This is a genomic window from Methanosarcina sp. WWM596 (assembly GCF_000969965.1).
GTDB lineage: Archaea > Halobacteriota > Methanosarcinia > Methanosarcinales > Methanosarcinaceae > Methanosarcina.
Genome location: NZ_CP009503.1, coordinates 3331466 through 3356890 on the forward strand (window position 1 = coordinate 3331466; position 25425 = coordinate 3356890).

21 protein-coding genes are annotated in these 25425 nt (G+C 43.3%); 8 read left to right on the forward strand and 13 right to left on the reverse strand.

The window, feature by feature from the left end:
- Nucleotides 1-76: 76 nt before the first annotated feature.
- Nucleotides 77-235: a hypothetical protein gene (locus tag MSWHS_RS21770; RefSeq protein ID WP_231585463.1), complete on the reverse strand. Its 159-nt coding sequence runs from the start codon at nucleotides 233-235 to the stop codon at nucleotides 77-79.
- Between the two features lie 104 nt (nucleotides 236-339).
- Complete coding sequence (locus MSWHS_RS21775; protein ID WP_231585464.1) at nucleotides 340-519, reverse strand: hypothetical protein; 180 nt, start codon at nucleotides 517-519, stop codon at nucleotides 340-342.
- 477 nt (nucleotides 520-996) lie between these two features.
- On the opposite strand from MSWHS_RS21775, the gene MSWHS_RS14700 reads away from it, so the two are divergent.
- Nucleotides 997-1218, forward strand: coding sequence for a hypothetical protein (locus tag MSWHS_RS14700; protein ID WP_048129067.1), 222 nt, complete (start codon nucleotides 997-999; stop codon nucleotides 1216-1218).
- A 148-nt stretch (nucleotides 1219-1366) separates the two neighbouring features.
- Here MSWHS_RS14700 and MSWHS_RS14705 read toward each other — a convergent pair whose 3' ends face one another.
- The 5 genes from MSWHS_RS14705 to MSWHS_RS14725 all read right to left on the reverse strand — a co-directional run bounded on the left by MSWHS_RS14705 (nucleotide 1367) and on the right by MSWHS_RS14725 (nucleotide 5532).
- Nucleotides 1367-1915 carry a metallophosphoesterase gene (locus MSWHS_RS14705; protein ID WP_048129069.1) on the reverse strand — a complete coding sequence of 183 codons (549 nt, stop codon included), beginning with the start codon at nucleotides 1913-1915 and terminating at the stop codon, nucleotides 1367-1369.
- 210 nt (nucleotides 1916-2125) lie between these two features.
- On the reverse strand, nucleotides 2126-2914 hold the full coding sequence (locus MSWHS_RS14710; RefSeq protein ID WP_197074081.1) for a MarR family transcriptional regulator: 789 nt from the start codon (nucleotides 2912-2914) through the stop codon (nucleotides 2126-2128).
- Nucleotides 2914-3435, reverse strand: coding sequence for an ArsR family transcriptional regulator (locus tag MSWHS_RS14715; RefSeq protein ID WP_048129074.1), 522 nt, complete (start codon nucleotides 3433-3435; stop codon nucleotides 2914-2916). The genes MSWHS_RS14710 and MSWHS_RS14715 overlap by 1 nt, the downstream gene beginning before the upstream one ends.
- Before the next feature lie 63 nt (nucleotides 3436-3498).
- Nucleotides 3499-4536, reverse strand: a complete 1038-nt coding sequence (locus MSWHS_RS14720) for a deoxyhypusine synthase (RefSeq protein WP_048129076.1) — start codon at nucleotides 4534-4536, stop codon at nucleotides 3499-3501.
- A 498-nt stretch (nucleotides 4537-5034) separates the two neighbouring features.
- A complete protein-coding gene (locus tag MSWHS_RS14725) occupies nucleotides 5035-5532 on the reverse strand; it encodes a pyruvoyl-dependent arginine decarboxylase (protein ID WP_048129078.1) in 498 nt (165 codons plus the stop codon).
- 304 nt (nucleotides 5533-5836) lie between these two features.
- Here MSWHS_RS14725 and MSWHS_RS14730 point away from each other — a divergent pair, with 304 nt between their 5' ends.
- Entirely contained in the window at nucleotides 5837-6640 is an 804-nt protein-coding gene (locus MSWHS_RS14730) for a hypothetical protein (protein ID WP_231585465.1), read from the forward strand.
- A gap of 61 nt (nucleotides 6641-6701) precedes the next feature.
- Nucleotides 6702-7589, forward strand: a complete 888-nt coding sequence (locus tag MSWHS_RS14735) for a nitrilase-related carbon-nitrogen hydrolase (RefSeq protein WP_048129080.1) — start codon at nucleotides 6702-6704, stop codon at nucleotides 7587-7589.
- A 774-nt stretch (nucleotides 7590-8363) separates the two neighbouring features.
- On the opposite strand, the gene MSWHS_RS14740 is transcribed toward MSWHS_RS14735, so the two are convergent.
- From MSWHS_RS14740 to MSWHS_RS14770, 6 genes are all read right to left on the reverse strand, one after another.
- A complete protein-coding gene (locus tag MSWHS_RS14740) occupies nucleotides 8364-8654 on the reverse strand; it encodes a hypothetical protein (protein ID WP_048129082.1) in 291 nt (96 codons plus the stop codon).
- 177 nt (nucleotides 8655-8831) lie between these two features.
- Nucleotides 8832-9623: a winged helix-turn-helix domain-containing protein gene (locus tag MSWHS_RS14745; RefSeq protein ID WP_048129084.1), complete on the reverse strand. Its 792-nt coding sequence runs from the start codon at nucleotides 9621-9623 to the stop codon at nucleotides 8832-8834.
- Nucleotides 9624-9874: 251 nt separating this feature from the next.
- The gene (locus tag MSWHS_RS14750; protein ID WP_048129086.1) at nucleotides 9875-10165 is read right to left on the reverse strand and encodes a hypothetical protein; all 291 of its coding nucleotides are present in this window, start codon (nucleotides 10163-10165) and stop codon (nucleotides 9875-9877) included.
- Nucleotides 10166-10521: 356 nt separating this feature from the next.
- A complete protein-coding gene (locus MSWHS_RS14760) occupies nucleotides 10522-10770 on the reverse strand; it encodes a hypothetical protein (RefSeq protein WP_048129089.1) in 249 nt (82 codons plus the stop codon).
- Nucleotides 10771-11101: 331 nt separating this feature from the next.
- Complete coding sequence (locus tag MSWHS_RS14765; RefSeq protein WP_156148182.1) at nucleotides 11102-11419, reverse strand: DUF6516 family protein; 318 nt, start codon at nucleotides 11417-11419, stop codon at nucleotides 11102-11104.
- Between the two features lie 301 nt (nucleotides 11420-11720).
- The gene (locus tag MSWHS_RS14770; RefSeq protein ID WP_048129094.1) at nucleotides 11721-12020 is read right to left on the reverse strand and encodes a hypothetical protein; all 300 of its coding nucleotides are present in this window, start codon (nucleotides 12018-12020) and stop codon (nucleotides 11721-11723) included.
- A gap of 1636 nt (nucleotides 12021-13656) precedes the next feature.
- Between MSWHS_RS14770 and brxF the strand changes: the two genes are divergently transcribed.
- From brxF to MSWHS_RS14795, 5 genes are all read left to right on the forward strand, one after another.
- Complete coding sequence (brxF, locus tag MSWHS_RS14775) at nucleotides 13657-14148, forward strand: BREX-3 system P-loop-containing protein BrxF (RefSeq protein WP_048159300.1); 492 nt, start codon at nucleotides 13657-13659, stop codon at nucleotides 14146-14148.
- 20 nt (nucleotides 14149-14168) lie between these two features.
- A complete protein-coding gene (locus tag MSWHS_RS14780; protein ID WP_048159302.1) occupies nucleotides 14169-17894 on the forward strand; it encodes a DUF6079 family protein in 3726 nt (1241 codons plus the stop codon).
- A complete protein-coding gene (locus tag MSWHS_RS14785; RefSeq protein ID WP_197073947.1) occupies nucleotides 17839-19719 on the forward strand; it encodes an RNA-binding domain-containing protein in 1881 nt (626 codons plus the stop codon). The genes MSWHS_RS14780 and MSWHS_RS14785 overlap by 56 nt, the downstream gene beginning before the upstream one ends.
- Nucleotides 19716-22526 (forward strand): DNA methyltransferase, encoded by a 2811-nt coding sequence (locus tag MSWHS_RS14790; protein ID WP_082088370.1) that lies wholly within the window; start codon nucleotides 19716-19718, stop codon nucleotides 22524-22526. Before MSWHS_RS14785 ends, MSWHS_RS14790 begins: the two co-directional genes overlap by 4 nt.
- Before the next feature lie 88 nt (nucleotides 22527-22614).
- Nucleotides 22615-25425 (forward strand): DNA methyltransferase, encoded by a 2811-nt coding sequence (locus tag MSWHS_RS14795; RefSeq protein WP_048159305.1) that lies wholly within the window; start codon nucleotides 22615-22617, stop codon nucleotides 25423-25425.

Below are 25425 nucleotides of genomic sequence, written 5' to 3' on the forward strand. Positions count from 1 at the left end.
TGCTCTCAAATGTTTGATAATTTTTCGTTAAATTGCATTTACCGTTCTTATTTTTCTAACTTTTTCTTTTTCCTTTTCAATTTCGAGGCTGTACAGGGACTGTAAAGGATTTGTGACTTTTTTCCGTGACCAGGGAGGAGAGAACTCGCTGTATCTCTTCAATTACTCCGGGTATGTCCGCTGTTTCATAGTAAAGTTCAATGTTTCCGAGTTCAAGCCTCGAGATATCCAGCACATCATTGATCTAGTCAAGCAGGTGGCTCCCGCTTTTCAAAATGTTTTCAGTATATCGTTTCTGTTTTTCTTTAAGGGGCCCGACAGTTTCACTTATGAGCAGGTCTAACCTTTAACCGCGTTCAGGGGAGTTCTCAGTTCATGGCTCATGTTGACTATGAAAGTGGTTTTCGTCCGGTTTGCAGCTTCAGCAGCCATTTTTGCCTGAAGCATTTTCTCTTCGGCCTGCTTACGTTTAGTTATGTCAATCATAATGTATAGAAACACTGAGTCTTCTTCGGTCACGCCGCTGAATACTAACCTGTTGAACATTACCTGGTGCAATGAACCATCAGCAAACTTAAGAGAGGTTTCATGGACCCGGGTTTTTTATGTTTTACAATTCTATATCCATTGTTTACAAAACGCGGGTACAGGTACTGAATCCACCAGCTTTCAAAGAGATCCTGTCTGCTGAAGCCGTACCGTTTCAAGCCTCTTTACTTCGGTTAGGTCCTCTACAAGTACAATACCACAGGCAAGTTGGAGTTTTCAAACATTAGTGGCTTAATAGTTACCTGCTTTTTGTTTTTCTTATTTCTTTTCAATAGTTCACTTCTAACTTCAATGTACTGAATAAGTTTTTTCCTTTTTTCATGATATCGGAGTAATAAGAGGCAAAATATAGATAAATAAACGAAACATGATATAAAATGAGCAATGAGTAATTGAATAAGAGTTAACGCTAAAATAAGTTAATGAATTGGTATATGGGATGATCTTGTGAAAACCTATCTTATGGTCTGGTTCAGTAGTGAAGGAGTTCGCCCCTCTGAGGTCAACCAGAGGTTGTTGTCCCTGGGTTTCGAACCCATGCAGGGCAGTTATGACTTTGTATATAACTGGAACAGCAATGTTGATGTCGAGAAGGTCCTCGAGTTTGGAGATAAAGTCTACCTGAGCCTCCAGGGAACAGGTGTAATGTTCAAATTGGAGACTATGTGAACTGACGGAGTTTCGCCAAAATACATAGTTTCAGAGACCTTGCCTAGCGAGGCATGTGCCTGAATTCTGAATGTAAAAATCATTGGTGTGTTCCTGTTCATTACTTTTTCAGGACCTTCATGTCATCTTCAGGTTCGAAGGTCCTTTTTTATCTCCGATTCTCTTCCTGTTTTTGTTTTTTCAGGGCATCCCTGAATTTGATATATTCACAGCTATCTCCTTCAAGGGTAAGTATCCTGCCTTTAATACTTCCTTTTTCAATTATCAGTTCCACAACACCTGGATTTGACATCCTGGGTTTTGTCGGAGAACCCGGACAGACAAGCATAACATCTTTATTTTCAATCAAAGGGCGGTGAAGGTGCCCGAAAATCAGGACATCTACCCCCATTTCTTTTGCGAGGTAACCCTGGGCAGTTGTGTCCATTACTGAAAGCCCTCCTTCATGTATCACTCCGATTTTTATTCCTTCAATTTCAAATTTCAGCCTTTCGGGAAGAAGTTTCCTGAGTTCGAAGGTGTCATCATTTCCATAAACGGCTTTCAGCTTGCCGCTGGCATTGAAAGCCTGATAAGCTTCTAAGGTACTGAAATCTCCTGCATGGACAATCAGGTCACAGTCTTCGAGAACGCTTTTAAGTTGTGGAGGGATTTCTCCTGTCTTAAGGTGGGTATCAGAAAGTGCTATCAGCTTCATGGAAAATCTCCGGGTTATTAGATGAGTATGCAGTATTAAGATAAAAATGTACAGCGTAATTAGAGAGGGTTATTACAGTTAAACATGGAAAGTTATAGTTAAACCTGAAAATAACAAAAAACAGATACTATTTATAGAAAAATAACAGGTTCGAATTCCAAACCCGTGAGTCAGGAATGCATCAAACCGGAAGCCTATAAATCAGGAAAGTTACTCGACTGTCAGGTCAACAAGTTCGTACTCAAGGTTCTCGGTTTCTAACCTGTTCAAGAGAGCAGAGACCTGTTCGTCTACTGAAACCACCAGGGATGAAAGTCCGTGGTATGCAGCCTCGATAACGGATTCGTTTGTCCCGAACATGACATTGGGGCGTATGTCGATCTTGCGAAGAGCAATTAACGATTCTACACCTATTGCAGCGATATAGGGTTTTGAGTTTGCCAGCATCTTCAGGCGCTCAAGATCCACTTTTCTCGACCCTCCGCGTTCAACCCTGGGAACCTTGCAGATCGTGATGGATGCGTTTTCCAGATCTATAAGGCCCTTGAGGCTGGTTACTCCCACATCGTCTCCTCGAGACGCATCGGATATGACAGTGCCCGATGCGCCTGTTTTTTCCGTGCTGCTTACATAGAGGAGTCCGTGATCCATTTTCAGGTAAACCTGCTGGTTTTCTTTGACTTCCTCTTTTGTGATGGCTGTCCAGGTTGAGACATGACTGATTATGTCCTCCATGACAAAGCGGGCGTACCGCTTCATTTCGGCGGCGTTTTCAAGGACCCATTCTACGCCTTCTTTTGTTATCCTGTATCTGACGCGGCCCTCGGTTACAATAAGCCCGTCATTTACAAGCTCCTTAATGTATTCGGAAACAGCCTGTGGGGTTATTCCTATCTTTGCGGCAATCTCCTTTTGCCTGACATTGGGCTGATGGGCGGCAATCTCGATAAGGACCTGAAATTTGGTGACTCCGCTCTTGGTCTGGAGGATTTTAATCATCAATCGTAATTCTCCTCAACATCTTCAATTATTTTTAACCTTTGCCCCATTACTGAAAGTTTTTCGGACCTTCGGGCAACAGCGCAGATATAAAATGGGTTCTTGTTAAGAGTTCGTGTAAGGTTGCTCATTGAGGTGTTGCCTTCTTCTACCAGTCTTTCCAGCTCTTCCATAGCATCCTTCACTTCTTCATATGGTTTGAAGGTAAGCATAATGATGTCGCTGAGGTCTTCAAAGGAGCACTGAAAGTTCACCTGAACCTTTGAATAAGAACTGTGGTATTCTTTTGAGGGTTTTTGTCCTGCTTCAGGTACTCTCCACTGGCTCTCGAGGAGCCCGGCTTTTTTCAGAATATGAAGGCTTTTTGATGAGTCCGAACCTATGAACTCATCGATTTCTGCTCTGGTCATCCATTTGTTAGAAAGTGTATCGAATATTCTTTTATGGGTTCTGGATCCAAAAGTCCTGAGTAATGGTACTAAATAGGAAGGATCGTTAATTATTCGAGTTCGTTTACCCATTTATGTCTTCTCCTTCTCGCCTTATGTTATCAGCTTTCAATATAATAAAGATTTGTGATGTGATTATTCGTTGTAAGCGATATCAAGCCCTTCGGGCTCATCCCAGTTAAAAACAGGTGCTGCACGCTTCAGATTACGTGTTTTTTCATGCAGGGCATGGATAACAATTGGAAGGGCGATGGTAGCATCCACAAAAACCTGTACTTTTTTTGCCTGAGGTGCGATCTTTCCCCATGAAACTGCTTCGTCAAAGGTGCATCCTGAGAGTCCTCCCCAGTGAGGAGAATCGGAAGTATACTGAATTGCATAGTCATGCCCGCCAATATCCATTCCCAGAATCGAAGCTATCACCTCTGTCTGCTGGATGAAGTTCTTCGGAACTCCGCCTCCGACATAGACAACGCCTGTATTTTCTGATTTTTCCACAATCTGTGTGATCTCGTCAACGTCTTTTATCTGGTCTATTTCAAGTTTCAGCCCTCTTCTCCGTGCAATGGTAAGCCCTATTCCTATGGAACTGTCCGATAGTGCAGGTACAAAAATCGGGACATTGTGCCTGTACGCGCTTACAACTATTGAGTCTTCAGCAGCTCCTCTTTTTACAAGCTCTTTTCCAAGCAGGTACATGAACTCCCTTGAGGAACAGGTAATCTCTCCGATCTCTTCTGCAAAATCTGCAATCAGGTTGTCTGCGTTCCTGAACTCTTCTTCCACTGCAAAGACATCATAAATCCTGTCTACTCCGTGTTCAAAGAGTTTTTCATCATTAGCCAGATGTGAGCCCACATAATGCTTCCTGCCGAGGGCTTCGTGACAATCGTGGAACAGGTTTGCCCCTGTGCTTACAAGGCAATCGATCATCCTTTCCCGGATCATGTAGGAAATAACCCTGCGCATACCGGCAGGAACCATGGCTCCGGATAAGCCCATAAGTACAGTCGTGTTCTTCTCTTTGAGCATGTTATGCCAGGCCTGGACTGACTCCGCCAGCTTCCTGCCCTGAAAGCCGGTTTTGAGCATTCCGTCCATCAATTCACTTACAGACCTGTCTTTTACATCGATTGGAACGGTTGGGTTGTTCGTAAATACATTGTGCTGCATGCCATTCTCCATAATCTGCAGATAGCGATAGGTTTGCCTGTGACCCTAATATCCTGTCTGGCAGGTACCCGGCAATAGACGGTAAGAGACACAAATAACGTTAAAGGATTATATATTTTTTATTAAATATCAATATATGCAGACTCTCTTACCTGAGGACTCCTTACAGAGACAGGCTTCTCCGAAGGAAGACTGATTTGTTGTGTTTAAGAGTTATGAGTTAAGGGTTAATGAGTGAAGAGTGAAAGGTGTGTAATAGAAGTTTAGTTTATATGATCGTTTATAAGAGATAGTAAGGTCAAAGTCGTTTCTAAGATAGTTTATAATGATGACTGAATAGCTTTCAATGATGATTAGATGCTGGACAATAGAGGTCTGGTTATTTCTTTAAATAAGTAATGTCTGTAAATAATGTCTGTAAATAATGTCTGTAAATAGTACTATTATGTATATGAAGTAACAGTATTACTGGAGTTCTTGTCCGAAACTCCTCTTTATTTAAATAATAAAAACTGCTGCGGATATTACAGTCATCCAGTCTCCACTTTCGTGTACGGTAGATGATCTGGGGATGCTGAAGGTTTTGAGAGGTGCCTCATTTGTCCAGGTGCTGTACATGCTTTCTGCAAGTTTTACTGCATGTTCCTCTACATCCTGTGAGTTTTCTCCGTAAGCATTATACTCGGAAATATAGCCGTGCTTGCTTATATCCCTGGGAAGTGCACATCCGACGGAAGTACTTAACGTTCTTCTCGGTTCATTGGAAGAGATCCTGGACATCACACAGAAAACCACCTCTCCAGGGCTCAGTTCTTGCAGACCTTCTTCCTTTGTCACAATTTTACATTTTGGGGGCAGGATAGAACTTACAGTTACAAGGTTAAATTTTTCAATACCTGCATCCCGGAGTGAAACCTCAAATGATTCAAGTTGTTCGGGATGTGTACCAACTCCACTTGTAAAGAATACTTTTCTCGGAATTAACTTTGTGATCATCTTTACATCCTTGAGAAATCATCAATTTGAACTTAAATGAGATAGCAATTATCATTTTTAAGCGTTGCCCTTCAATTTTGCTGGAAAGAGGTTCAATTTCTCTTTCTTTACTCACAATTAATATATTACTTTTAAGATTTTTTTACGTTTACACTCTCTTACTTAGATTATCTCGTGTTTACATTCTCTTAATGGAATTCTTCCATTTTCTAGCCCTTTTGTAAAATCTCTCATAAGCTTTATATCATGCAGGATAATTACATCGTGTGTTACTCCTTGCAATTTTCCTGTCCACAGTTTTTTAATGACAGGAAATATTCAGTTTTTTCCGGAAACTTTCGGAAGTGCGGACATGATTACATGCGCTACTGTAGCAGATGATTGTGTTTTTCTGGCCTCAGGCCTGAAGACCGAACTACCATTAATTAACCCTGATGTCAACATAAAGGCAGAGACAATGGCCGAGAAACTCAACCTTAAAGTTATGGAACTGCTTGACGGTAAGCAGCTCTCTATCAGCGGACTCTCGCGGGAACTGAAAGCTGAAGGGATAGAAGAACACCGGCTGGTTCTGACCGGCTATCTCAGGGCACTCAGGGATCTTGAATTTCTGGAGGAAAGCGAAGTTCCCCCTTCCAAAATTTATGCTTTGCCTGAAAAAGGCAAGGAGCCTCTGCCAGAAAAAGGCAGGGAACCCAGGCCGACAGATCCCTCTGATTCTGAAGATATTTTCCTCCTTTTCAGGATGCAGCTCCTGAAAATAGATCTGGATTTCCGAATTCCTGTTGGTGTTTATGTTATTTCCAGACTGTTTGAAAGGCCCTGTTTCCGAAGAGAGTTAAAACTTGTAGGAATCACCCAGAAACACCTTGACCAGTACATGGAAAAACCCGGAATAGTTTGCGAAGTCCCTGACTCGCTCCTGAAAAAAGCCAGAGCCGACATTACTAAAATTGAGGTCCCTGCAGATGATCCTGCATACGAAATCCGGGAAAACAGGGAAGAGGTAACCAGGCTTGCAAATGAAGTGCTTGCAGGGATGATAAGACACAGGATGGACCTTGAAGGGCTGGTAGCAAAAAGCAAGCAAACTACTCTGTTGCCCTGAAAAACTTTATGCAAATCAGAATTACAATCAGGATTTAAATAGCAGATATGTTGGTCTGATTATGAAAGTTGCCTGTATCCAGATGGATGTGCTTCACTGCAATAAACAGGAAAACCTTGAAAAGGCCCTTTGCATGGCTCTCAAAGCCATTGAGAAAGGAGCTGAGTTAATTGTTTTTCCAGAGGTCTTTTCCACAGGCTTTTGCTATGAAAACTTCAGTCATGTAGCAGAAAGCCTTCCGTCTCCCACTCTTGAAAACCTTGCATGTTTTTCCGAAGCAAATGACTGCATCATCCTGGGTTCAATTATTCAGAAGGATAGCGGAGAAGGCGGTGGAAGGGATGGTGGAAAAAAAGGTTTTACAGAAGGAGAAAATGATCTTTCCGGGAAAGAAAAGGAAATTCCGGAAAGTAAGAATTCTACGGAATGTATAAATTCTGCTCTCTACTACAACCTTGGCTTCTGTTTTGAGTCTGGAATCCTTGCAGGCACCTACCGGAAGACCCACCCCTTCAAAGCCGAAAACGGTTATTTCGCAAAAGGCAGCTCGATTGAGCCCATTTCCCTTAAAAAACAGAATCTGAAAATCGGGTTTGAAATCTGCTATGAGCTCCGTTTTCCCGAGGTTGCAAGAAAACTTTCCCTTGCCGGCTCTGACCTACTTGTGACCACAGCTGCTTTCCCTAACCCCCGGTCTGATCACTGGAAAACTCTTGCAAAGGCAAGAGCGATCGAAAATCAGATCCCTCACATCGCCTGTAACAGGACAGGCTCTGCTCCTGATTGCACGTACTTCGGAAACTCGATGATTATTGATGCCTGGGGTGAGGTAAAAGTCGATGCAGGCGGCAAGGAGCGTGTGATTGTCTGCGACCTTGACCTTGAGGAAAAAGGAGAGATTCGAAAGGCTATTCCTGTTTTTGAAGACCGGAGAATGGAGCTTTATTAATAACTTATCCTGAACTCAATTTTTTAAAGTATGATAAAAATAGATCGTCACGAACCCTCAAATCCTCTTATCCAGTATCCCTGTAATAAGCTGTAAATTAACTCCTGCTCCACTGGTTATAAGCGTTCTTTTTTGTTGCCAAGCAACTTTTGTGTCCAATCAACAAAGTCACCATCTACAATTTCTACATCATTAACACTAATCTTGAAATCAATAAACACTAATCTTGAAATCAATAAACACTAATCTTGAAATCAATAAACACTAATCTTGAAATAAATACCTTGATAATAAATGTTCTCGGTTTCTTCCCTGTTAACTGTAAAAGCAATATGGGAGTATTTCTCTCGAAGGTGGAGATGGATTCTATCAATTAAGCCCATTTCATCGGTATAGCCATTTCTTATGCTAAGGGATATTTTGAGCTTATGTCCCAATGAGCCTTAAACTGAGGCGACATTCAAGGGTAACTATTTTTTTCCTATCGTTTACCGATTTTCCAAAGCTCCTAATATTCAAGGGTAACTATTTCTTTCCTATCGTTTACCGATTTTCCAAAGCTCCTAATCGGTGGTCTGGTCAACTAGGGCTTGTTAGACAAGCCCCTGAGTTTTAGCTCAGGGGTAGTTGACAGAACTTGATTGTGTGGTCCAGCAGCAAAAGATCGAGAAATAAATATACGGTCCCGTAGAAGAGTGTTCCGGGTTTCAAAGTTCATTTTCGGAAAACAGGAAAGCAGAATTTCTCAAAAAAACATCTATTTATGGCTGCCTCTCAAAGGGAAATCCCTGAAAGGATCTCAAGCCTTTTGTTCCAGTGGTCCAATCCCCTTTTTGCCGCATACCAGTCAAAGAAATCACTTTCATCTCCCATGTTTCCGGCTTCGAACTTCGCCCTGAGCTCACTTGAGCTGTACCCGAACTTTGTTTCGAAATCCTCACAGATTATGGAATACCGCTTGACCTTGTATTTTGCAACATGCTTTTCATGTTCAAGAGCCGAACGGATAGCCTCACATACTTCCTGAGGTAAAAAATCAGTTTCTATGTTAAGCGTGAAACTCATGTCTATCCCGATTAAGAATAGTCTCCTATTTCATATAAAGCAATTATGAAAATAAACAATTGGACAGGTTTATTACCTGAAAAAGTCTTTTTATAGACCTTGCAATAACAGAACCGGTTTAGAAGGTTATGTATACGGATAAATACAGGTTTACAATAAATGTCTGGAATATGAAATTCAAACCTTTTTTACCTGAATTGCTTCTTTTAGCATGTGAGAGAAAAGATCGGTGCCCCACTTAAGGGCTTCAGGTGCGGAACTTAGCAGGCTTTCGTGTTCAAAGAACTTCTTTTTGGGGAAAAGAGTGAGCAGAAAAAACTTATCTGTTACTGTGAAGTCTGCAATTTTAGGGTTCTGTGAGAAGATGAATACCCTTGCATTTTCAAAATTTAGGAAAGTGCACAGTTCTTCTCTGTAATCCTTTTTGAACCTCTGGAACACTGGCTCTGTAAACACTAACGAAATTTCCACTCCTTTTTTTGCAAGTTCCGGGTAGAGTGTGGTAAATGAAGGGTGGAAATAGGACGCAAAACCGAGAATATGCGTGGAATGATGAAGTTTTTTTACAAATTCAGGGTTAAGTTCGAACATGTGGCTCACCTCTGGAAGGATGAGTTTGCAGTTTTTCAGTTCAAAAAGTCTTTTGCGTAAAAAAGGAGGAATTCCTTCAAGGTTCCTTTTCGTCCAGTAGTCGAAATTTTCTTCCAGGACTTCCAGGGTGTCCAGAAAAGGCGGCATTTTGTCAGCGATTATATCTCCCATTAAAGAAAGCTCATAGGTATGCTCTTTCTGTACAACAAGATTACCTTCTTTCAATTTTTTGATCTGAGGGAGGATTGAAACAGGGTCTGCTGAAAGGTGTTCCTGAATTTCAGCCATAGTCCTTGGCTTGTCTTTCAGAAAAAGAAGAAGTTTCTTCCTTTTATCTGACAGAAAAACCAGCTCTGTTAGTTTGATTTTCTCCCTCATTGGTACACCGTAAAAAAAATACTACTGATTAATTTATGACAGAACCGCTATTTATATATTGTCATAAAATTTAGACACTCTCTCAGTGTTTGGAAAAAAGGAAGGAAAACGAAAGAAGGAATATGAAAAAAGTATTCTACAGGTTAAGAGAAAAAAGTATTCTACAGGTTAAGAGAAAAAAGTATTCTACAGGTTAAGAGAATAAACTGCAGGAAAGAGTATGACTCTTGTACCGAATGGCATTCTGGCAGTTAGAACTTGATGGCATTGAGGACAGCCAGCTTTATCTTCCAGTGGTCGAGCCCTCTTTTTGCGGCATACCAGTCAAAACATTTTTCGTCATCCATATATTCGCCGGCTTCGAATTTTTTTATGAATTCCGTGGAGATCAGGTCGTACTGGTCTTCAAATTCATCGCAGATCATGGCGTAGCGGTATACCTTGTATTTCGCAAGATGTTTCTCATGTTCCAGAGCCGAGTGAATAACCTCGCTTGCTGCCTGCAGCGAGTAATCGGTATCAATCTGCAATTTAAGGTCCATGTTTATCCCATAGAAGAAGTGTTGCTGGTACTAAAAAGGTTGCTGGTACTAAAAAGGTTGCTGGTACTAAATATTGATCTTATATCCCTTTTTCTATTTATTAATGAGTTGTATCCTCCGGAATCTAAGGAATACAGGATATATAAGGCTAAGATCCAAAAATATAAGTATTTTATCACGATCACATTATTCAAAAATTTATCCTACAAATCCCCCTTTGTAAAAAGAAAAAAAATAAGGAAAAAGACAAAAATAAGGAAAAAGAAAAAAATAAGGAAAAAGAAAAAAAATAAGGAAAAAATTCAGAACAGACAGATGTAGAAAGTGTAGGTCTGGAAATTGAACCTGCACCGTCATCAGTTTCGGGTTACAAGACGGATTATCCCGGAGTTCTCCATGTTATTATAAATGAATGCTGAAGAGTATGCAAGCAGCATGAACTTAAAGCCCTGGGCAAAGTCCATCTTCATGAACATTATAATCATGTATACGAAGAAGGAAAACTGTATTACACACAGGACCATTCCGGCTGCTGTGAACATTTTCTGACGACTGCTACTATCACTACTATCACTACTGTCTGGATCATCTGATTCTTCTGACATTTTGTTTCGGACCTCGTAAATAAAGGTGCTAAAGGTGTGTTTTGTATTTAGTTTGTTTTTATTTTGTTTTGGTTTGTGTTTTTTACTTGATTCAGCTTTTTATTGCAGGCAGCTTTCAACCAGCTCAAATTAAGCTCAAATTAAGCTCAATTTAAATAGTATCCCCTAACTTTACAGCGTAGAAACTAGTTTCTATAAAGCCCTTAAAACGAGATAAAAAGCTGAAAACTTCAACAGATGCATCTGAAGGTTCAGTTCTATTGATCTTCTGGTGCAACATTTATATTAAAAAACACGCTCCAAGTTAGAGACTTTTATACAATATTACTATTTATTGTGGATAGTATATATAACTTGCGAAGAACGAAGTATGAGACGCATTTTCAAGATTGAAACCTTTGTAAAGTATTGATTTTAGATTCATAGCAGAAGAAGGATACACCCCATTTGGATCATGAACGTGATCCTGGAATGTATTGAGTTCTCGATGGTGTGGATCGTTATCCCATCTCTTTAATAGTTCACCTTCAGACGATTGCCACTGGTATTTATACTTGATCTTATTCCAGACGTCTAGTCTCCTTTTTGCTGCATACCAGTTGAAAAAGTCACCGTTGTCTCCAAGTTCTCCTGAATCGAATTTTTCCATAAATAGATCTGAATCCATCCCGTACTTTTTTTCAAAATTCTCACAAGTGTCTGAATATTTTTTTATTTGCCTAGTTGAGTTCTGGCACTATGGGGTTAGTTTCACGAATCTAAACTACTCTTGCATTCCGTAGCTGCCGGAGAATTGAATTTTGATGAGATTGCCGCGTGATACACATTATTTTTTCACTCTTGATCTCATCCGAAAAGTTGGTTGAAAGCAAAGTAAAAAAGAGACCTGGAAAAATCTATTTCAGTTATCTTAAGCCAGTCTTTGCTCTGAAAAATCAACAAGTGAATCTTTAAATCCTTGCCTTTTCCTCATTCAGTGCATCTATTTTTGCCTGTATCTTATCCTTCTGCTGCTTGTACCTGATTTTGATTTCCTTTACTTCTCTGTAAATAAACATGCTTTCGTCACTGATCCCTTTCATTGCCTCTATATGTATTGCGAGTTCATCTACCCCTTCGTCCAGTCGTGGTTCTACTTCCCTCCATTCTGCATACTTAGCCTCCAATTCTTCCTTACTTTTGTCTTCAAGATCAAAGATCTCATCCCAGAGGTCCATAATCTGGCTTTCTATCTCTTCTTTTGTAGGCATTATCTTTTCCCCCCGTTCGTTAAATTTCTGTATAAGGGCATTCTATTAATTCCCTTCAAATTCTTTTCAGTAACTTTTTTCTATCAGTTGCCAAGCTAGCGTTTTCAACCAGTGCCAGCATAATTAATAGTATTTTTATTTGTTCTAATGATAAATTTATCGTGGGGAAAAATCTCAGATATTGTCGTTCCTATCAAAAATTTTCCATTCCGGGGTCCTGCTTGAGGTTTATGATTTAAGGGATTTTGTCGCGGACCGGTTTGGTGCAGGATCAAAAACTAATTAAAGGTAGATTGGGAGAGAGGGGAGGTCCATGGCTTAAAAAATATATTTACTCACTCATAGGATTTTGAATTCAGGGGTCCGGTTTGAGGCTTTTATGATTTTGGGGATTTTGTTGCGGGATAAAATAGTAGAGAACTGGATAAACGGTAGGTGGGGGAAGAGGGGAGTAGCCCACCTGTAAATATAATAACACAGTAATATTCAGACAGCCCCACAGGCGGCTCCAGTTCCTCATTCCTCAACGATTTCCCAGTGTCCACCTCTGGCTGGCTCGACTCTTTTGAGGAAACCTTTTTTCTTTAATTTATAAATATTTTCTTTAGTTCTTCTTGTGGAAATGCCTAATTTATTTTTAGTCGCTTCTCTCTTATCATCCCCGCACAACCGTCAGAGAAGAAACAGAGTTGTATTTCGGACAGGCGGGATTTTTAAGACTTTATTTTTATTTTTTGGGCGGCAGGCTGATAAGCAACCAGCCAGTAAAAACTTGAAGAAAAAGAGAAGTACGTACCCAGTGATGAAGTCTGGATTTTGAAGTAAGGCTGCACCCTGATAGAATAAAAATCCTGCTCGACCTGGACCAAGATACGAAAGAAAGAATATGATTGGTTTTGAAAGTTTGTCCTTATGGGGAGGTAACTTTTTTCTCTTCACCCAGGGGAGGCGATGTAACTTTATTTTTGTTTTTAGGTGGCCTCGGCAACCCATCCAGTCTGAGCAATGGATCTTGTAGTTACAAGTATCCACCAATGTTTGCTTGAAGGTTGATCCTATTATTTTTGCCTGCTAACTTGTTTATTCTCTTCAAATTAATGTATTCCAGAGAATGTAACCATATGTTATGATACAGTTATATAATGCATATAAGGGAGCTGGTTTTTATGTGCATTTTTGAAATACCCATTATTTTCTGAGAAATAAGACATTATATAACATATAAAAAAAATCTGGCAGGATGAAGTAGTATGAAAGCCTGTCACAAATGACAATATTTATAATTTTATATGCTATACTTTTTGATAAAATACCAGATTAAACAATATAACCCAATAAGTCATTTCATTATTATAAAAATATTGTCATAAAAATACTATATTTGACGTTGAATAATTTACGAAAGAAATTAAATTGAGGTTCTGTAATCCCCAATAACAAAACATTTAACATTTTTATCAATTAAAAACATTCAATAATATATACAATATGTAATACTGAGTTTTCTAAAGGTTTAAGCCCTGGCATCACGTCGTTCATAATTAGATATTCAATAGGGGAAAATGAAATAATTATTTTTTCCATTGGTGCAACCGATAAACCTGAAAAGCCGAACACCTGAAATTAAGGAATGAACATGTCAAAGCTGATTCAAGAAAAAATAAAACAGTCTCTGAAGGCGGCAGAAGGTTCGTATTACAGGCTCGTTTTACTCGTTGGGGAGCCTGGCTCAGGTAAGACTATGGTTCTCCGTGATGTTGCAAATGAACTTAGCGTTCCAGTCATCAATATAAACTTGGAGCTTTCGGCAAAACTACTTGAATTAACAGCAAAACAACGTACTCTCCACCTTCAAAGATTTCTTGATGAAATTACTGAAACAGGCAATTCAACCTTGATCCTAGACAACCTTGAGATTCTTTTTGATAAAGATATGAAACAGGATCCTTTACGGCTTCTGCAGAGGATATCAAGAAATCACTCCATAGTCGCATCCTGGAACGGAAAGACTACAGGAAGTAAACTCACATATGCTGCATCAGATCACCCTGAATATCGGAACTATGACCAGGTAGACATATTAATTGTTGGGATGGACGGTACGGCAACAATCGATTCGGCAAAGTAAACCAGAGAGGCAGAAAAAGCATGAAATACGAAGATCTTATCCAGTTCGACCCGATTGAGTCGGTGGTTCAGCTGCGTGCTGCAGACAGGTCAAGTGCTGCACGCGATTTAGTAAATACATATGTTATTTCAGAAGAAATGGCAGAGAGGCTCATCGAGCTTGTCATTCCACAGCTGCAGTTCTACCAGCCTGTAGACAACAAGGGAATACTGGTTGTTGGTAATTACGGTACCGGTAAATCGCATTTGATGTCAGTAGTCTCCAGTCTTGCCGAGGATGCTTCTCTGCTGGAAGTCCTGCATCATGAAAGGGTAGCCGATGCTTCCAGGCAGATTGCCGGGAAGTTCAAAGTAATTCGTACCGAAATTGGTGCGACAACCATGTCTTTACGTGACATTCTTGTTGCCGAACTGGAAGAGAATCTACACAAGTTCGGTGTGGATTACGTCTTCCCTGATATGGGTACTATCAGCAGTCACAAGCCGGCCTTCGAAGAGATGATGTCCGCTTTTCATCAAGTTTACCCTGACCAAGGCTTGCTCTTGGTTGTTGACGAGCTTCTTGATTATCTGCGCTCTCGTAAGGATCAGGAACTGATTCTTGACCTGAACTTCCTTCGAGAGATCGGTGAAGTCTGCAAGGACCTTCGCTTACGCTTCATGGCTGGTGTGCAGGAGGCTATTTTCGACAGCCCTCGTTTCGCTTTCGTTGCTGACAGTATTCGCCGGGTGAAAGACCGTTTCGAGCAGATCCTTATTGTCCGAAGCGATGTCAAATTCGTTGTAGCTGAGCGTCTACTTAAGAAAAATACCGAACAGCAGGCGAAGATTCGGGACTATTTAGCACCTTTCGCTAAGTATTACGGAAGTCTCAATGAACGGATGGACGAATTTGTCCGTCTCTTCCCTGTACATCCTGATTACATTGACACCTTTGAGAGGGTGAATGCGATCGAAAAACGAGAAGTACTAAAGACTCTCTCTATGGAAATGAAAAACATCATGAAGAAAGAGGTGCCTGGAGATAGACCTGGGCTGATTGCCTATGACAGTTACTGGAATACGCTGAATCAGAATGCAGCTTTCCGGTCCGTTCCCGATATTCGGGCCGTGATAGACTGCAGCCAGGTGCTGGAATCCCGTATCCAGCAGGCTTTCACAAGACCTGCCTATAAGCCAATGGCTCTGCGCCTGATCCACGCATTGTCAGTGCATCGCCTCACCACCGGAGACATTCATTCCCCTCTTGGCGCTACGGCTGAAGAGCTGCGAGACAGTCTATGCCTTTTCGATCCGCTTATCATCGGGATGGGTAGTGAGGAGCCTGAAAAAGACCTCCAGACCTATGTGGAAACGGTCCTGCGTGAAATCCATAAGACGGTCAGTGGGCAGTTCATCTCTTTCAATCAAGAAAATGGCCAGGTATATCTGGACCTGAAAAAGACCGACGACTTTGACGCTCTGATCGACAAAAGGGCTGAGAGCCTGGAAGATTCCAAATTAGACAGTTATTACTACGAAGCACTCAAGCGAGTGATGGAATGCCAGGACATGACCCCCGTTGCCACCAACTATAGGATCTGGCAGCATGAGCTGGAGTGGCAGGAACACCGGGCAGCCCGCGCTGGCTACCTGTTCTTTGGTACTCCCTACGAGCGCTCTACTGCGGTTCCACAGAGAGATTTCTATTTATATTTCATCCAGCCGAACGATCCTCCCAGATTCAGGGATGAGAAAAATAGCGACGAGGTATTTTTTCGTTTGAAGGTAACTGATGAAGAATTTCAGACAGCACTTAAGAGTTATGCAGCTGCCTTGGATCTTGCAGGCACCTCCTCCGGCCACGCTAAGGCCACCTACGAGTCCAAATCAAATGGATTCCTGAAAAAACTGGTTCAGTGGCTGCAGAAGCACATGCACAATGCTTTCGAAGTGACCTATCAGGGGCGTAGTAAATCCATTGCTGAGTGGGTGAAATTCACTTCCATCCGAAGCCAGTCCTCCTACGAGTCTGTCAATTTCCGAGACATGGTGAATGCCATTTCAGGTGTTTGTTTGGCCCCGCACTTTACAGACCAAGCACCCGATTACCCAATTTTTTCAGTGCTGATTACAGGCAATAACCGGCAACAGGCAGCTCAGGACGCCTTGCGGGTCATTGCCGGGCAGAACCGCACCAAGCAGGCAACTGCCGTGCTGGATGCCCTGGAACTGCTTGATGGGGAGAGGATTGATCCTTATAGGTCCAAATATGCCAGTTTCATTCTTGATATTCTCAAAGCCAAGGGCCACGGGCAGGTGGTGAACCACAGTGAGGTTATTCAGGATGATCATGGGTTGGAATACATGAACCCCAGAGCGGCACGGTTGGAGCCGGAATGGGTAGTGGTGATCCTAGCTGCACTCGTATATTCCGGAGATATAGTGCTTGCCATCCCTGGTGACAAATTCGACGCCACGAAACTCCAGAAATTGGCTTCCACCTCCATGGAAGAGCTGATCCGATTCAAACACCTGGAACAACCCAAAGAATGGAACCTACCTGCACTCAAGGCGCTGTTCGAACTGCTGGGAATGACTCCTGGAAAGGCTCAGCTCATCACTCAGGGTAAGGAAGAACCTGTACAGGACCTCCAACAGGAAGTGGGAAAAATAGTCCAGCGCATCGTCACAACCCAGCAGATCCTGCGGGATGGCTTCTCTTTCTGGGGAATGGATTTACTTGTGGAAACTGACCTGTCTGGTAAGGCTGGTAGGCTGGACGAAGCTAAGAATTTCTTCGAATCCCTGCAGGCATATTCCACACCCGGTAAACTCAAGAATTTCCGATACAGTGTCCAAGATGTCATGTCCCATAAAAAGGCTGTCAGTGCGCTTGACGACATGAATTCCCTGCGTGAGTTTGTGATGGATCATAGCCTAACCGTTTCCTGGCTCACCACCGCTAAAGCGATACTGCCTGAAGATCACGAGTGGATGGACCGTATGAAAACCACACGTCAGGACATACTTGACAGCTTAAAACAGGCGAATCTTTCCAAATTATCTACTCAATCAAAAGACATTGCAGCAAAGCTGCAACAGCTCAAGAAAGACTATATCGTTGCCTACATCGCTCTGCACACCAGGGCACGCCTGGGAGTTAATGAAGAAAAACGAAGAGTGGCCCTCTTAAACGATTCACGTTTGAAGACCCTGCTCAAACTGGCCGGAATTGAGCTTATGCCCAGGCAGCAGCTGACTGATTTCCAGAGTCTACTGGCTGAGCCAAAGAGCTGTTCTGCTTTGACCGAGAAGGAGCTTGAATCTAACCCGGTATGCTCACATTGCAACTTCCGTCCCTCAGTAGAAAAAGGTGAAGCTGCAGGTCCCCAGCTTATCGACCAGATGGAGACCCGGCTCGACACCCTGCTTGACGACTGGACCAGCACAATCCTGAGCAACCTCGAGGATCCAATCACCCAGGAAAATATGAGTCTTCTCAAGAGCGAAGAACGCGAGCAGCTCGAAGCCTTCATCAAATCCAGAAAACTTCCAATGCCGCTGGATAACAACTTTGTCAATGCCCTGCAGGAGGTTTTTTCCGGTCTGGTTAAGGTAACTTTCAAAGTACAGGACCTGCAAAGTGCACTAAAGGTAACTGCCGGTCCGGCTACCCCGGCGGAGATAAAAAAACGGTTTGAGGAATACATTGACCAGCTTACCAGGGGCAATGACCAGGCTAAAGTGCGGATCGTACTGGAGTAAGAGCATGAACAGGGATGAGCTGCTGGAGAAGCTCCACACCTTTGAGTGGAACGATTTTGAGTGCAAAAAAGCAAGCCGAGAAGTTCCTGAAGATGCTTACAAAACCGTATCCGCATTTGCCAATACAGCCGGAGGCTGGCTTGTTTTTGGTGTGCAGGAACGTAATAGGCAGCTAGATATTGTTGGCGTCGAAGAGGTGGACCGCATCCAAAATAATTTCCTCAGTACCCTTCGAAGTGGCCAGAAAATTAACAGGATAATTCAGGTCCAGGAAGAAAAATACCAAGTTGAAGGCAAGCACTTGCTGGTCTTTTACATTCCTGAAAGTCCCCAAAATGAAAAACCGATTTACCTTAAGGGCGATCCTCGCCAGTCATATGTCCGCCGTGGAGCCGGGGATGAACAGTGTACACAAAGTGAGCTGGAGCGGTTTTTGCGTGATTCTGCATTGCAGCGTTATGATAGTGAACCCGTAAATGATATTCCTGTAGACCGCTGTTTTGATGAAGAAACTGTTCGCTGGTATCAGGATCAGTTCTTTCGGCGCAATCCTGAACAGGAGGAGATAAGCGACCCGCTCGAGTTCTTGCTGAACTGGAATTATATTGTAGAGCAGGATAACCGCATGTTACCAACAAGAGCCGGAGTGCTGCTCTTTGGCAAAGCCCGGTATGTGCGCCAGTTGCTTCCCAGGCCAGTCCTTGACTACCAGCGTATAGACACTACCTTTGAACTCTGGTCACCGGAGGAACGTTGGCATGATCGCTATGTATTTGAGGAAAATATCTTCCAGACATGGCGGGGCCTGGTGGCACGCTACATGCGAATTGCCGAGCATCCTTTTTCACTTGACCCTGACACTTTGCGCCGTAATGATGACCCTCCAGACTATGTAGCTTTTCGAGAGGCTGCAATCAACCTGCTAGTGCATCAGGACTATGGAGACCACGGTCGTAAAGCATCAATCAAACTGTTCACAGACCGGACTATTTTCTGGAACCCGGGGGATGCCTTTTCTACTGAGGCTGAACTGCTGGACCCAACCGAAAAAGAAGTCCGGAACCCTTCCATTATCAAGGCATTTCGCCGAATCGGCCTGAGCGACCAGGCAGGCACTGGCATTCGTTCCATATACCGAAACTGGCATGAACTTGGCAGAATGCCTCCCCAAATCCGCAATGATAAGGCACGTAAGCAGTTTGAGCTGGTCCTTTTTAACAAATTACTGATTACTGAACGAACACTGCAATTCCAGCGTTCTCTTGGAGTTACCCTCTCGGCTGAGCAGGCTGAGTTACTGGCATTGGCTGTAGAACAGAAGCGCATTACACTTACCGATATCCGGGGACTGGTCGGGGGGACTTACAGGGAAGCAAAAGCCGCAGCCGACTACCTGGTGCAGCAACAACTGCTTGAGATGCTGGATGATACTTTGTTCGAGCTCCCCGATGACCTGAAAAACCGATACGAAAAACTGTCTTCTGTCGAGACCCTGGCAAGGAGTACCACCCCGGAAGTTACCGCTGGTGGGACCAAGTTGGGACCAAGTTGGGACCAAGTTGGGACTAAGTTGGGACTAAGTCTGGACCAGATGAAGCTATTGACTAACTTTGAAGGCCCTCACTCAATTACGGAGTTAATGGAGTGGGTGGAGCGGACAAACCGGACTAAATTCCGAGAACAGGTTCTTAATCCTATTATTGAAACCCGATTGATAGAGATGACCATTCCCGACAAACCCCGCAGCAGTAAACAGAAATACCGTCTGACGGAAACAGGCCGGGCACTGCAGGCACAATTAATACATGGTGAGGATCAAAAATGAGCGAACAAAAAACACTGGACTTTGATAATACACAGGCAGCGACACAACGGAGCAGTAAGCTGACCTGTCTCGGCCTGACCTTCGAAACCGATGAGGAACGCCGGAATTACTTTACTGAAAAGCTGCGTGAGAAACTTCAGGACCCGGAGTTCCGCAAGATTGAAGGCTTTCCTATAGGTTCCGATGAAGATATTCTCGCTCTAAGTGATCCTCCTTATTATACTGCCTGCCCGAACCCCTGGATTGCTGATTTCATCAAAGAATGGGAATCCCAGAAACCCGAAAAGCCAGAGGACTACAAATACCACAGGGAACCCTTTGCAGCCGATGTGAGTGAAGGCAAGAACGATCCCATTTACAATGCTCATTCTTATCATACCAAAGTCCCGCACAAGGCTATTATGCGGTACATCCTCCACTACACCGAACCCGGAGACATTGTTTTCGACGGCTTCTGTGGAACCGGCATGACCGGTGTGGCTGCTCAGATGTGCGGAGATCGAAGTGTGGTTGAATCTCTAGGTTATCAGGTGAAATCCGATGGAACCATCATGCAGCAGGAGACTGATGAAGACGGAAAAACTAATTGGGTGCCGTTTTCAAAGCTTGGCGTGCGCCGGACAGTGTTGAATGATCTCTCTCCTGCAGCGACTTTCATTGCTTACAATTATAATACACCTGTGGACGTGAAGGCTTTTGAGAGAGAAGCAAAACGCATTTTGAAGGAAGTCGAGGAAGAGTGTGGCTGGATGTATGAGACCAGACATTCTGACGGCCAGATTGGAAAGATCGATTATACTGTCTGGTCGGATGTGTTTGTCTGTCCTGAATGTTCGGGTGAAGTGGTGTTCTGGGAAGCGGCTGTGGATACAGAAGTTGGCAAGGTAAATGACGATTTCCCATGCCCACATTGTTCGGCAAAACTTACTAAACGAAATACGGAAAGGGTATGGGTCACTAAATATGATTCAGCTATCAAGGAAACTATCAGGCAGGCCAAGCAGGTGCCTGTGCTGATTAACTATTCAGTAGGTGGAAAACGGTTTGAAAAAAAGCCTGATGAATTTGATTTAGTGCTGATAGAGAAGATTGAAAACAGTAAGATTCCGTATTGGTTCCCTACAATAGAATTGCCAGATGGCTATAATACTCGACAACCAAAGGGATCTCACGGCATCACCCATGTGCATCATTTTTATACCAAGCGGAATTTGTGGAATTTGGCAAAGACACAAGAATTGTCTAATTATCGTTCGCCCTTTAGTTTCATTCAAACATCTATGGTCTTACGATCAACTATAATGAATCGTATTGTTGTTGGATATCATTTCAATGGAGGCGGCGGTGCAAATGGAGCGCATCTTAAAGGAACATTGTATGTTTCTTCTCTACCAACTGAGACTCCAGTCCCACCTCAGATAAAAAACAAGTCTAACGCAAATACTAAAGTATTTTCTCTTCTGAAGAATGATTCCAGATCTATAATTTTCAATCAATCTTCAACAAGTATGGATATCCCCTCTAATTCATTAGATTATGTTTTTCTCGACCCACCTTTTGGCTCAAACCTCAACTATTCTGAGTTAAACTTCTTATGGGAATCTTGGCTTAAAGTTTGGACCAACAATAAACCGGAAGCAATTGAAAACAGCGTCCAAGGTAAGGGAGCAACAGAATACCGCCGTTTAATGACCGATTGTTTTAAAGAAGTTTATCGTTTGCTCAAACCTGGTCGCTGGATGACAGTTGAATTCTCCAATACCAAGGCTTCAGTATGGAATAGCATTCAAACAGCTCTTGTAGAAGCGGGTTTCATAATTGCTAACGTATCGGCTTTGGACAAAAAGCAAGGCAGTTTTAAGGCAGTTACAACTCCAACAGCTGTCAAGCAAGACCTCGTTATCTCCACTTACAAACCCAACGGTGGATTCGAAAAGCGATTCCAAGTAGAAGCCACCACTGAAGAAGGCGTCTGGGATTTTGTCAGGACGCATCTGGACTACTTGCCAGTCATCAAAAGCCAGGGATCCCTGTTGCAGATGGTGCCTGAACGTGACCCCCGCATTCTGTTTGACCAGATGGTAGCCTACTACGTCCGCAAGGGCTACCCAGTCCCCATCTCCAGCCAAGAATTCCAGATTGGACTGGCCCAGCGTTTCATTGAACGTGATGGGATGTACTTCCTGCCCGAACAGGTTGCCGAATACGACCGCAAGAAGATGACGAAGCAGGTTTTTCAGGTGAAGTTTTTTGTCTCTGACGAAGCTTCGGCTATCCAGTGGCTGCGCCAGCTTCTCAAGGAAAAGCCGCAGACTTTCCAGGACATAAACCCTCTATTCATGCAGGAACTCGGGGGCTGGAGCAAGAACGAGCAACAACTGGACCTCCGGGAACTGCTGAACCAGAACCTCCTCTGTTATGACGGAAAAGGCGAAGTGACAAGTCAAATCCACAGTTATCTCTCAACAAACTGGCCTGAAATGCGGAACCTCACTAAGGAAGATCCGAAGCTGGTCGCAAAAGCAAAGGACCGCTGGTATGTTCCAGATCCAAACAAAGCAGGCGATTTAGAGAAGCTTCGTGAAAGATCGCTGCTCAAGGAATTCGAAGAGTATAAGCAGGCCAAGAAGAAACTGAAGGTATTCAGGCTGGAGGCGGTCCGGGCCGGATTTAAGAAAGCCTGGCAGGAGAGGGACTATTCCACTATTATCTCAGTGGCTGAAAAAATCCCCAATAATGTTTTAGAAGAAGATCCGAAACTGCTCATGTGGTATGATCAGGCAGTGACGAGGATGGGAAGTGAGTGAGATGACTGCCGTTTAAGCTTTGCTTCTGAACTACATTTAGGAGGATATTAGTTTTGCAAACAGATTTTTCATAGGATAAGGATGAAAAATGAACGAACAACGTACACTTGACTTTGATAATACACAGGCAGCAACACAACGGAGCAGTAAGCTGACCTGTCTCGGCATAACCTTCGAAAACGAAGAGGAACGCCGTAATTACTTCACCGAAAAGCTGCGCGAAAAACTCCAGGACCCGGAGTTCCGTAAGATCGAAGGCTTCCCTATAGGTTCCGATGAAGACATTCTCGCTCTGAGTGATCCTCCTTATTACACTGCCTGCCCGAATCCCTGGATTGCCGATTTTATCAAAGAATGGGAATCCCAGAAGCCTGAAAAGCCTGTGGATTACAAATACCACAGAGAACCCTTTGCAGCCGATGTGAGCGAAGGCAAGAACGATCCCATTTACAATGCTCATTCTTACCATACAAAAGTCCCGCACAAAGCCATCATGCGCTACATCCTCCACTACACCGAACCCGGCGACATAGTTTTCGACGGCTTCTGCGGGACCGGAATGACCGGTGTAGCTGCGCAGATGTGTGGAGACCGCAAGACTGTGGAATCCCTGGGCTATCAGGTGAAACCCGATGGGACCATCATGCAGCAGGAAGCCGATGAAGCCGGAAAGAATCCTCGCTGGGTTCCTTTTTCAAAACTCGGTGTGCGCCGGGTAGTATTGAATGACCTCTCCCCGGCAGCGACTTTCATTGCTTACAATTATAATACACCCGTGGACGTGAAGGCTTTTGAGAAGGAAGCAAAACGTATTCTGAAGGAAGTCGAAGAAGAATGTGGCTGGATGTATGAGACAAAACATTCCGACGGGCAGATTGGAAAAATCAATTATACTGTCTGGTCGGATGTGTTTGTTTGTCCTGAATGTGCAGGTGAAGTGGTGTTCTGGAAAGCGGCTGTGGATAAGGAAGCCGGTAAGATCAATGATGAATTTCCTTGCCCACACTGCTCGGCAAAATTGACCAAGCGCAATATGGATCGGTCCTGGGTTACAAAATATGATTCCGCAATCAAGGAAACTATCAGACAGGCCAAGCAGGTGCCGGTGCTGATTAATTATTCAGTGGGTGGGAAACGGTTCGAGAAAATACCTGATGAATTTGATTTCGCACTTATAGAGGAGATTGAAAATAGCGATATTTCTTACTGGTTCCCTACTGAACGCATGATGGAGGGAAAGGAGACACGCCGAAACGATCCAATTGGAATCACCCACGTACATCACTTCTATACTAAGCGAAATTTATCCTGTTTTTCTTCAATATTCAATCGACTGAAAAATCCTCTCATGCTGTGTGCTCTTTTGGGCGGTTATACTGTTGGATTAAAAACAGCCCGCTTTTTACCTCTTCGATGGATTAACAAAGATACTGGTCCTATGAAGCCGCATACAGCAGGAACATTATATATACCGTCCCTTGACGGTGAGCAGAACTGGATTAATATTTTCACCTCGCGTATTTTAGCCTCAAAGAGAGCACAATTACAACTTCAAAAAAAGAGTTGTGATACTCTAATTAGCGCACACTCAACAACCTCTGATGAGCAATTACCTGATTCTGTTGACTATATCTTTTTAGATCCCCCATTTGGTTCAAACTTAAATTATTCAGAATTAAATTTTCTGTGGGAGTCTTGGCTAAAGGTCTGGACCAACAACAAACCTGAAGCCATCGAAAATAATGTCCAGGGCAAAGGCCCCAACGAATACCGCCAGCTCATGACCGCCTGCTTCAAAGAAGCTCATAGAGTCCTGAAACCCGGCCGATGGATGACTGTGGAATTCTCGAACACTAAAGCTTCTGTTTGGAACAGCATTCAGACTGCATTAAATGATGCTGGTTTTATCATCGCAAACGTATCAGCTTTAGACAAGAAGCAAGGAAGTTTCAAGGCCGTTACAACTCCAACAGCCGTCAAACAGGACCTCGTTATCTCTGCCTACAAACCCAATGGCGGATTTGAAAAGCGCTTTCAGGAAGAGGCCACAACCGAAGAAGGAGTCTGGGATTTTGTCAGAACGCATCTGGAGTACCTGCCAGTTATCAAAAGCCATGGAGTCCTGTTGCAGATGGTTCCTGAAAGAGATCCTCGCATCTTATTCGATCAGATTATCGCCTATTACATCAGGAATGGCTACCCGGTGCCTATCTCCAGCCAAGAATTCCAAATCGGACTGGCCCAGCGTTTCATTGAACGGGATGGCATGTACTTCCTGCCTGAACAGGTTGCCGAATACGACCGCAAGAAGATGACGAAGCAGGTTTTTCAGGTAAAGTTTTTTGTCTCTGACGAAGCTTCGGCTATCCAGTGGCTGCGCCAGCTTCTCAAGGAAAAGCCGCAGACTTTCCAGGACCTAAATCCACTGTTTATGCAGGAACTCGGGGGCTGGAGCAAGAACGAGCAACAGCTGGACCTCCGGGAACTGCTGAACCAGAACTTCCTCTGCTACGATGGAAAAGGCGAAGTGACAAGTCAAATCCATAGTTACCTATCTACCAATTGGCCTGAAATGCGGAACCTGGCTAAGGATGATCCAAAGCTGGTTGCCAAGGCAAAGGATCGCTGGTATGTTCCAGATCCGAATAAGGAAGGCGATTTAGAGAAGCTTCGTGAAAGATCGCTGCTCAAGGAATTTGGAGAGTATAAGCAGGCCAAGAAGAAATTGAAGGTATTCAGGATGGAAGCGGTCCGGGCCGGATTTAAAAAAGCCTGGCAGGAAAGGGACTACGTTACTATTATTGCAGTGGCTGAAAAAATCCCCAATAGTGTTTTAGAAGAAGATCCGAAACTGCTCATGTGGTATGATCAGGCAGTGACTAGGATGGGAAGTGAGTGA

What these genes read in the sequence shown, in the direction of transcription:
- MSWHS_RS14705 (WP_048129069.1), bottom strand. Translation starts at nt 1,915, where the DNA reads ATGAAGCTGATAGCACTTTCTGATACCCACCTTAAGACAGGAGAAATC.
- brxF (WP_048159300.1), top strand. Translation starts at nt 13,657, where the DNA reads ATGTCAAAGCTGATTCAAGAAAAAATAAAACAGTCTCTGAAGGCGGCA.
- MSWHS_RS14745 (WP_048129084.1), bottom strand. Translation starts at nt 9,623, where the DNA reads ATGAGGGAGAAAATCAAACTAACAGAGCTGGTTTTTCTGTCAGATAAA.
- MSWHS_RS14710 (WP_197074081.1), bottom strand. Translation starts at nt 2,914, where the DNA reads ATGATTAAAATCCTCCAGACCAAGAGCGGAGTCACCAAATTTCAGGTC.
- MSWHS_RS14725 (WP_048129078.1), bottom strand. Translation starts at nt 5,532, where the DNA reads ATGATCACAAAGTTAATTCCGAGAAAAGTATTCTTTACAAGTGGAGTT.
- MSWHS_RS14795 (WP_048159305.1), top strand. Translation starts at nt 22,615, where the DNA reads ATGAACGAACAACGTACACTTGACTTTGATAATACACAGGCAGCAACA.
- MSWHS_RS14740 (WP_048129082.1), bottom strand. Translation starts at nt 8,654, where the DNA reads ATGAGTTTCACGCTTAACATAGAAACTGATTTTTTACCTCAGGAAGTA.
- MSWHS_RS14760 (WP_048129089.1), bottom strand. Translation starts at nt 10,770, where the DNA reads ATGTCAGAAGAATCAGATGATCCAGACAGTAGTGATAGTAGTGATAGT.
- MSWHS_RS14715 (WP_048129074.1), bottom strand. Translation starts at nt 3,435, where the DNA reads ATGGGTAAACGAACTCGAATAATTAACGATCCTTCCTATTTAGTACCA.
- MSWHS_RS14735 (WP_048129080.1), top strand. Translation starts at nt 6,702, where the DNA reads ATGAAAGTTGCCTGTATCCAGATGGATGTGCTTCACTGCAATAAACAG.
- MSWHS_RS14750 (WP_048129086.1), bottom strand. Translation starts at nt 10,165, where the DNA reads ATGGACCTTAAATTGCAGATTGATACCGATTACTCGCTGCAGGCAGCA.
- MSWHS_RS14765 (WP_156148182.1), bottom strand. Translation starts at nt 11,419, where the DNA reads ATGGAAAAATTCGATTCAGGAGAACTTGGAGACAACGGTGACTTTTTC.
- MSWHS_RS14720 (WP_048129076.1), bottom strand. Translation starts at nt 4,536, where the DNA reads ATGCAGCACAATGTATTTACGAACAACCCAACCGTTCCAATCGATGTA.
- MSWHS_RS14770 (WP_048129094.1), bottom strand. Translation starts at nt 12,020, where the DNA reads ATGCCTACAAAAGAAGAGATAGAAAGCCAGATTATGGACCTCTGGGAT.
- MSWHS_RS14780 (WP_048159302.1), top strand. Translation starts at nt 14,169, where the DNA reads ATGAAATACGAAGATCTTATCCAGTTCGACCCGATTGAGTCGGTGGTT.
- MSWHS_RS14790 (WP_082088370.1), top strand. Translation starts at nt 19,716, where the DNA reads ATGAGCGAACAAAAAACACTGGACTTTGATAATACACAGGCAGCGACA.
- MSWHS_RS14730 (WP_231585465.1), top strand. Translation starts at nt 5,837, where the DNA reads ATGACAGGAAATATTCAGTTTTTTCCGGAAACTTTCGGAAGTGCGGAC.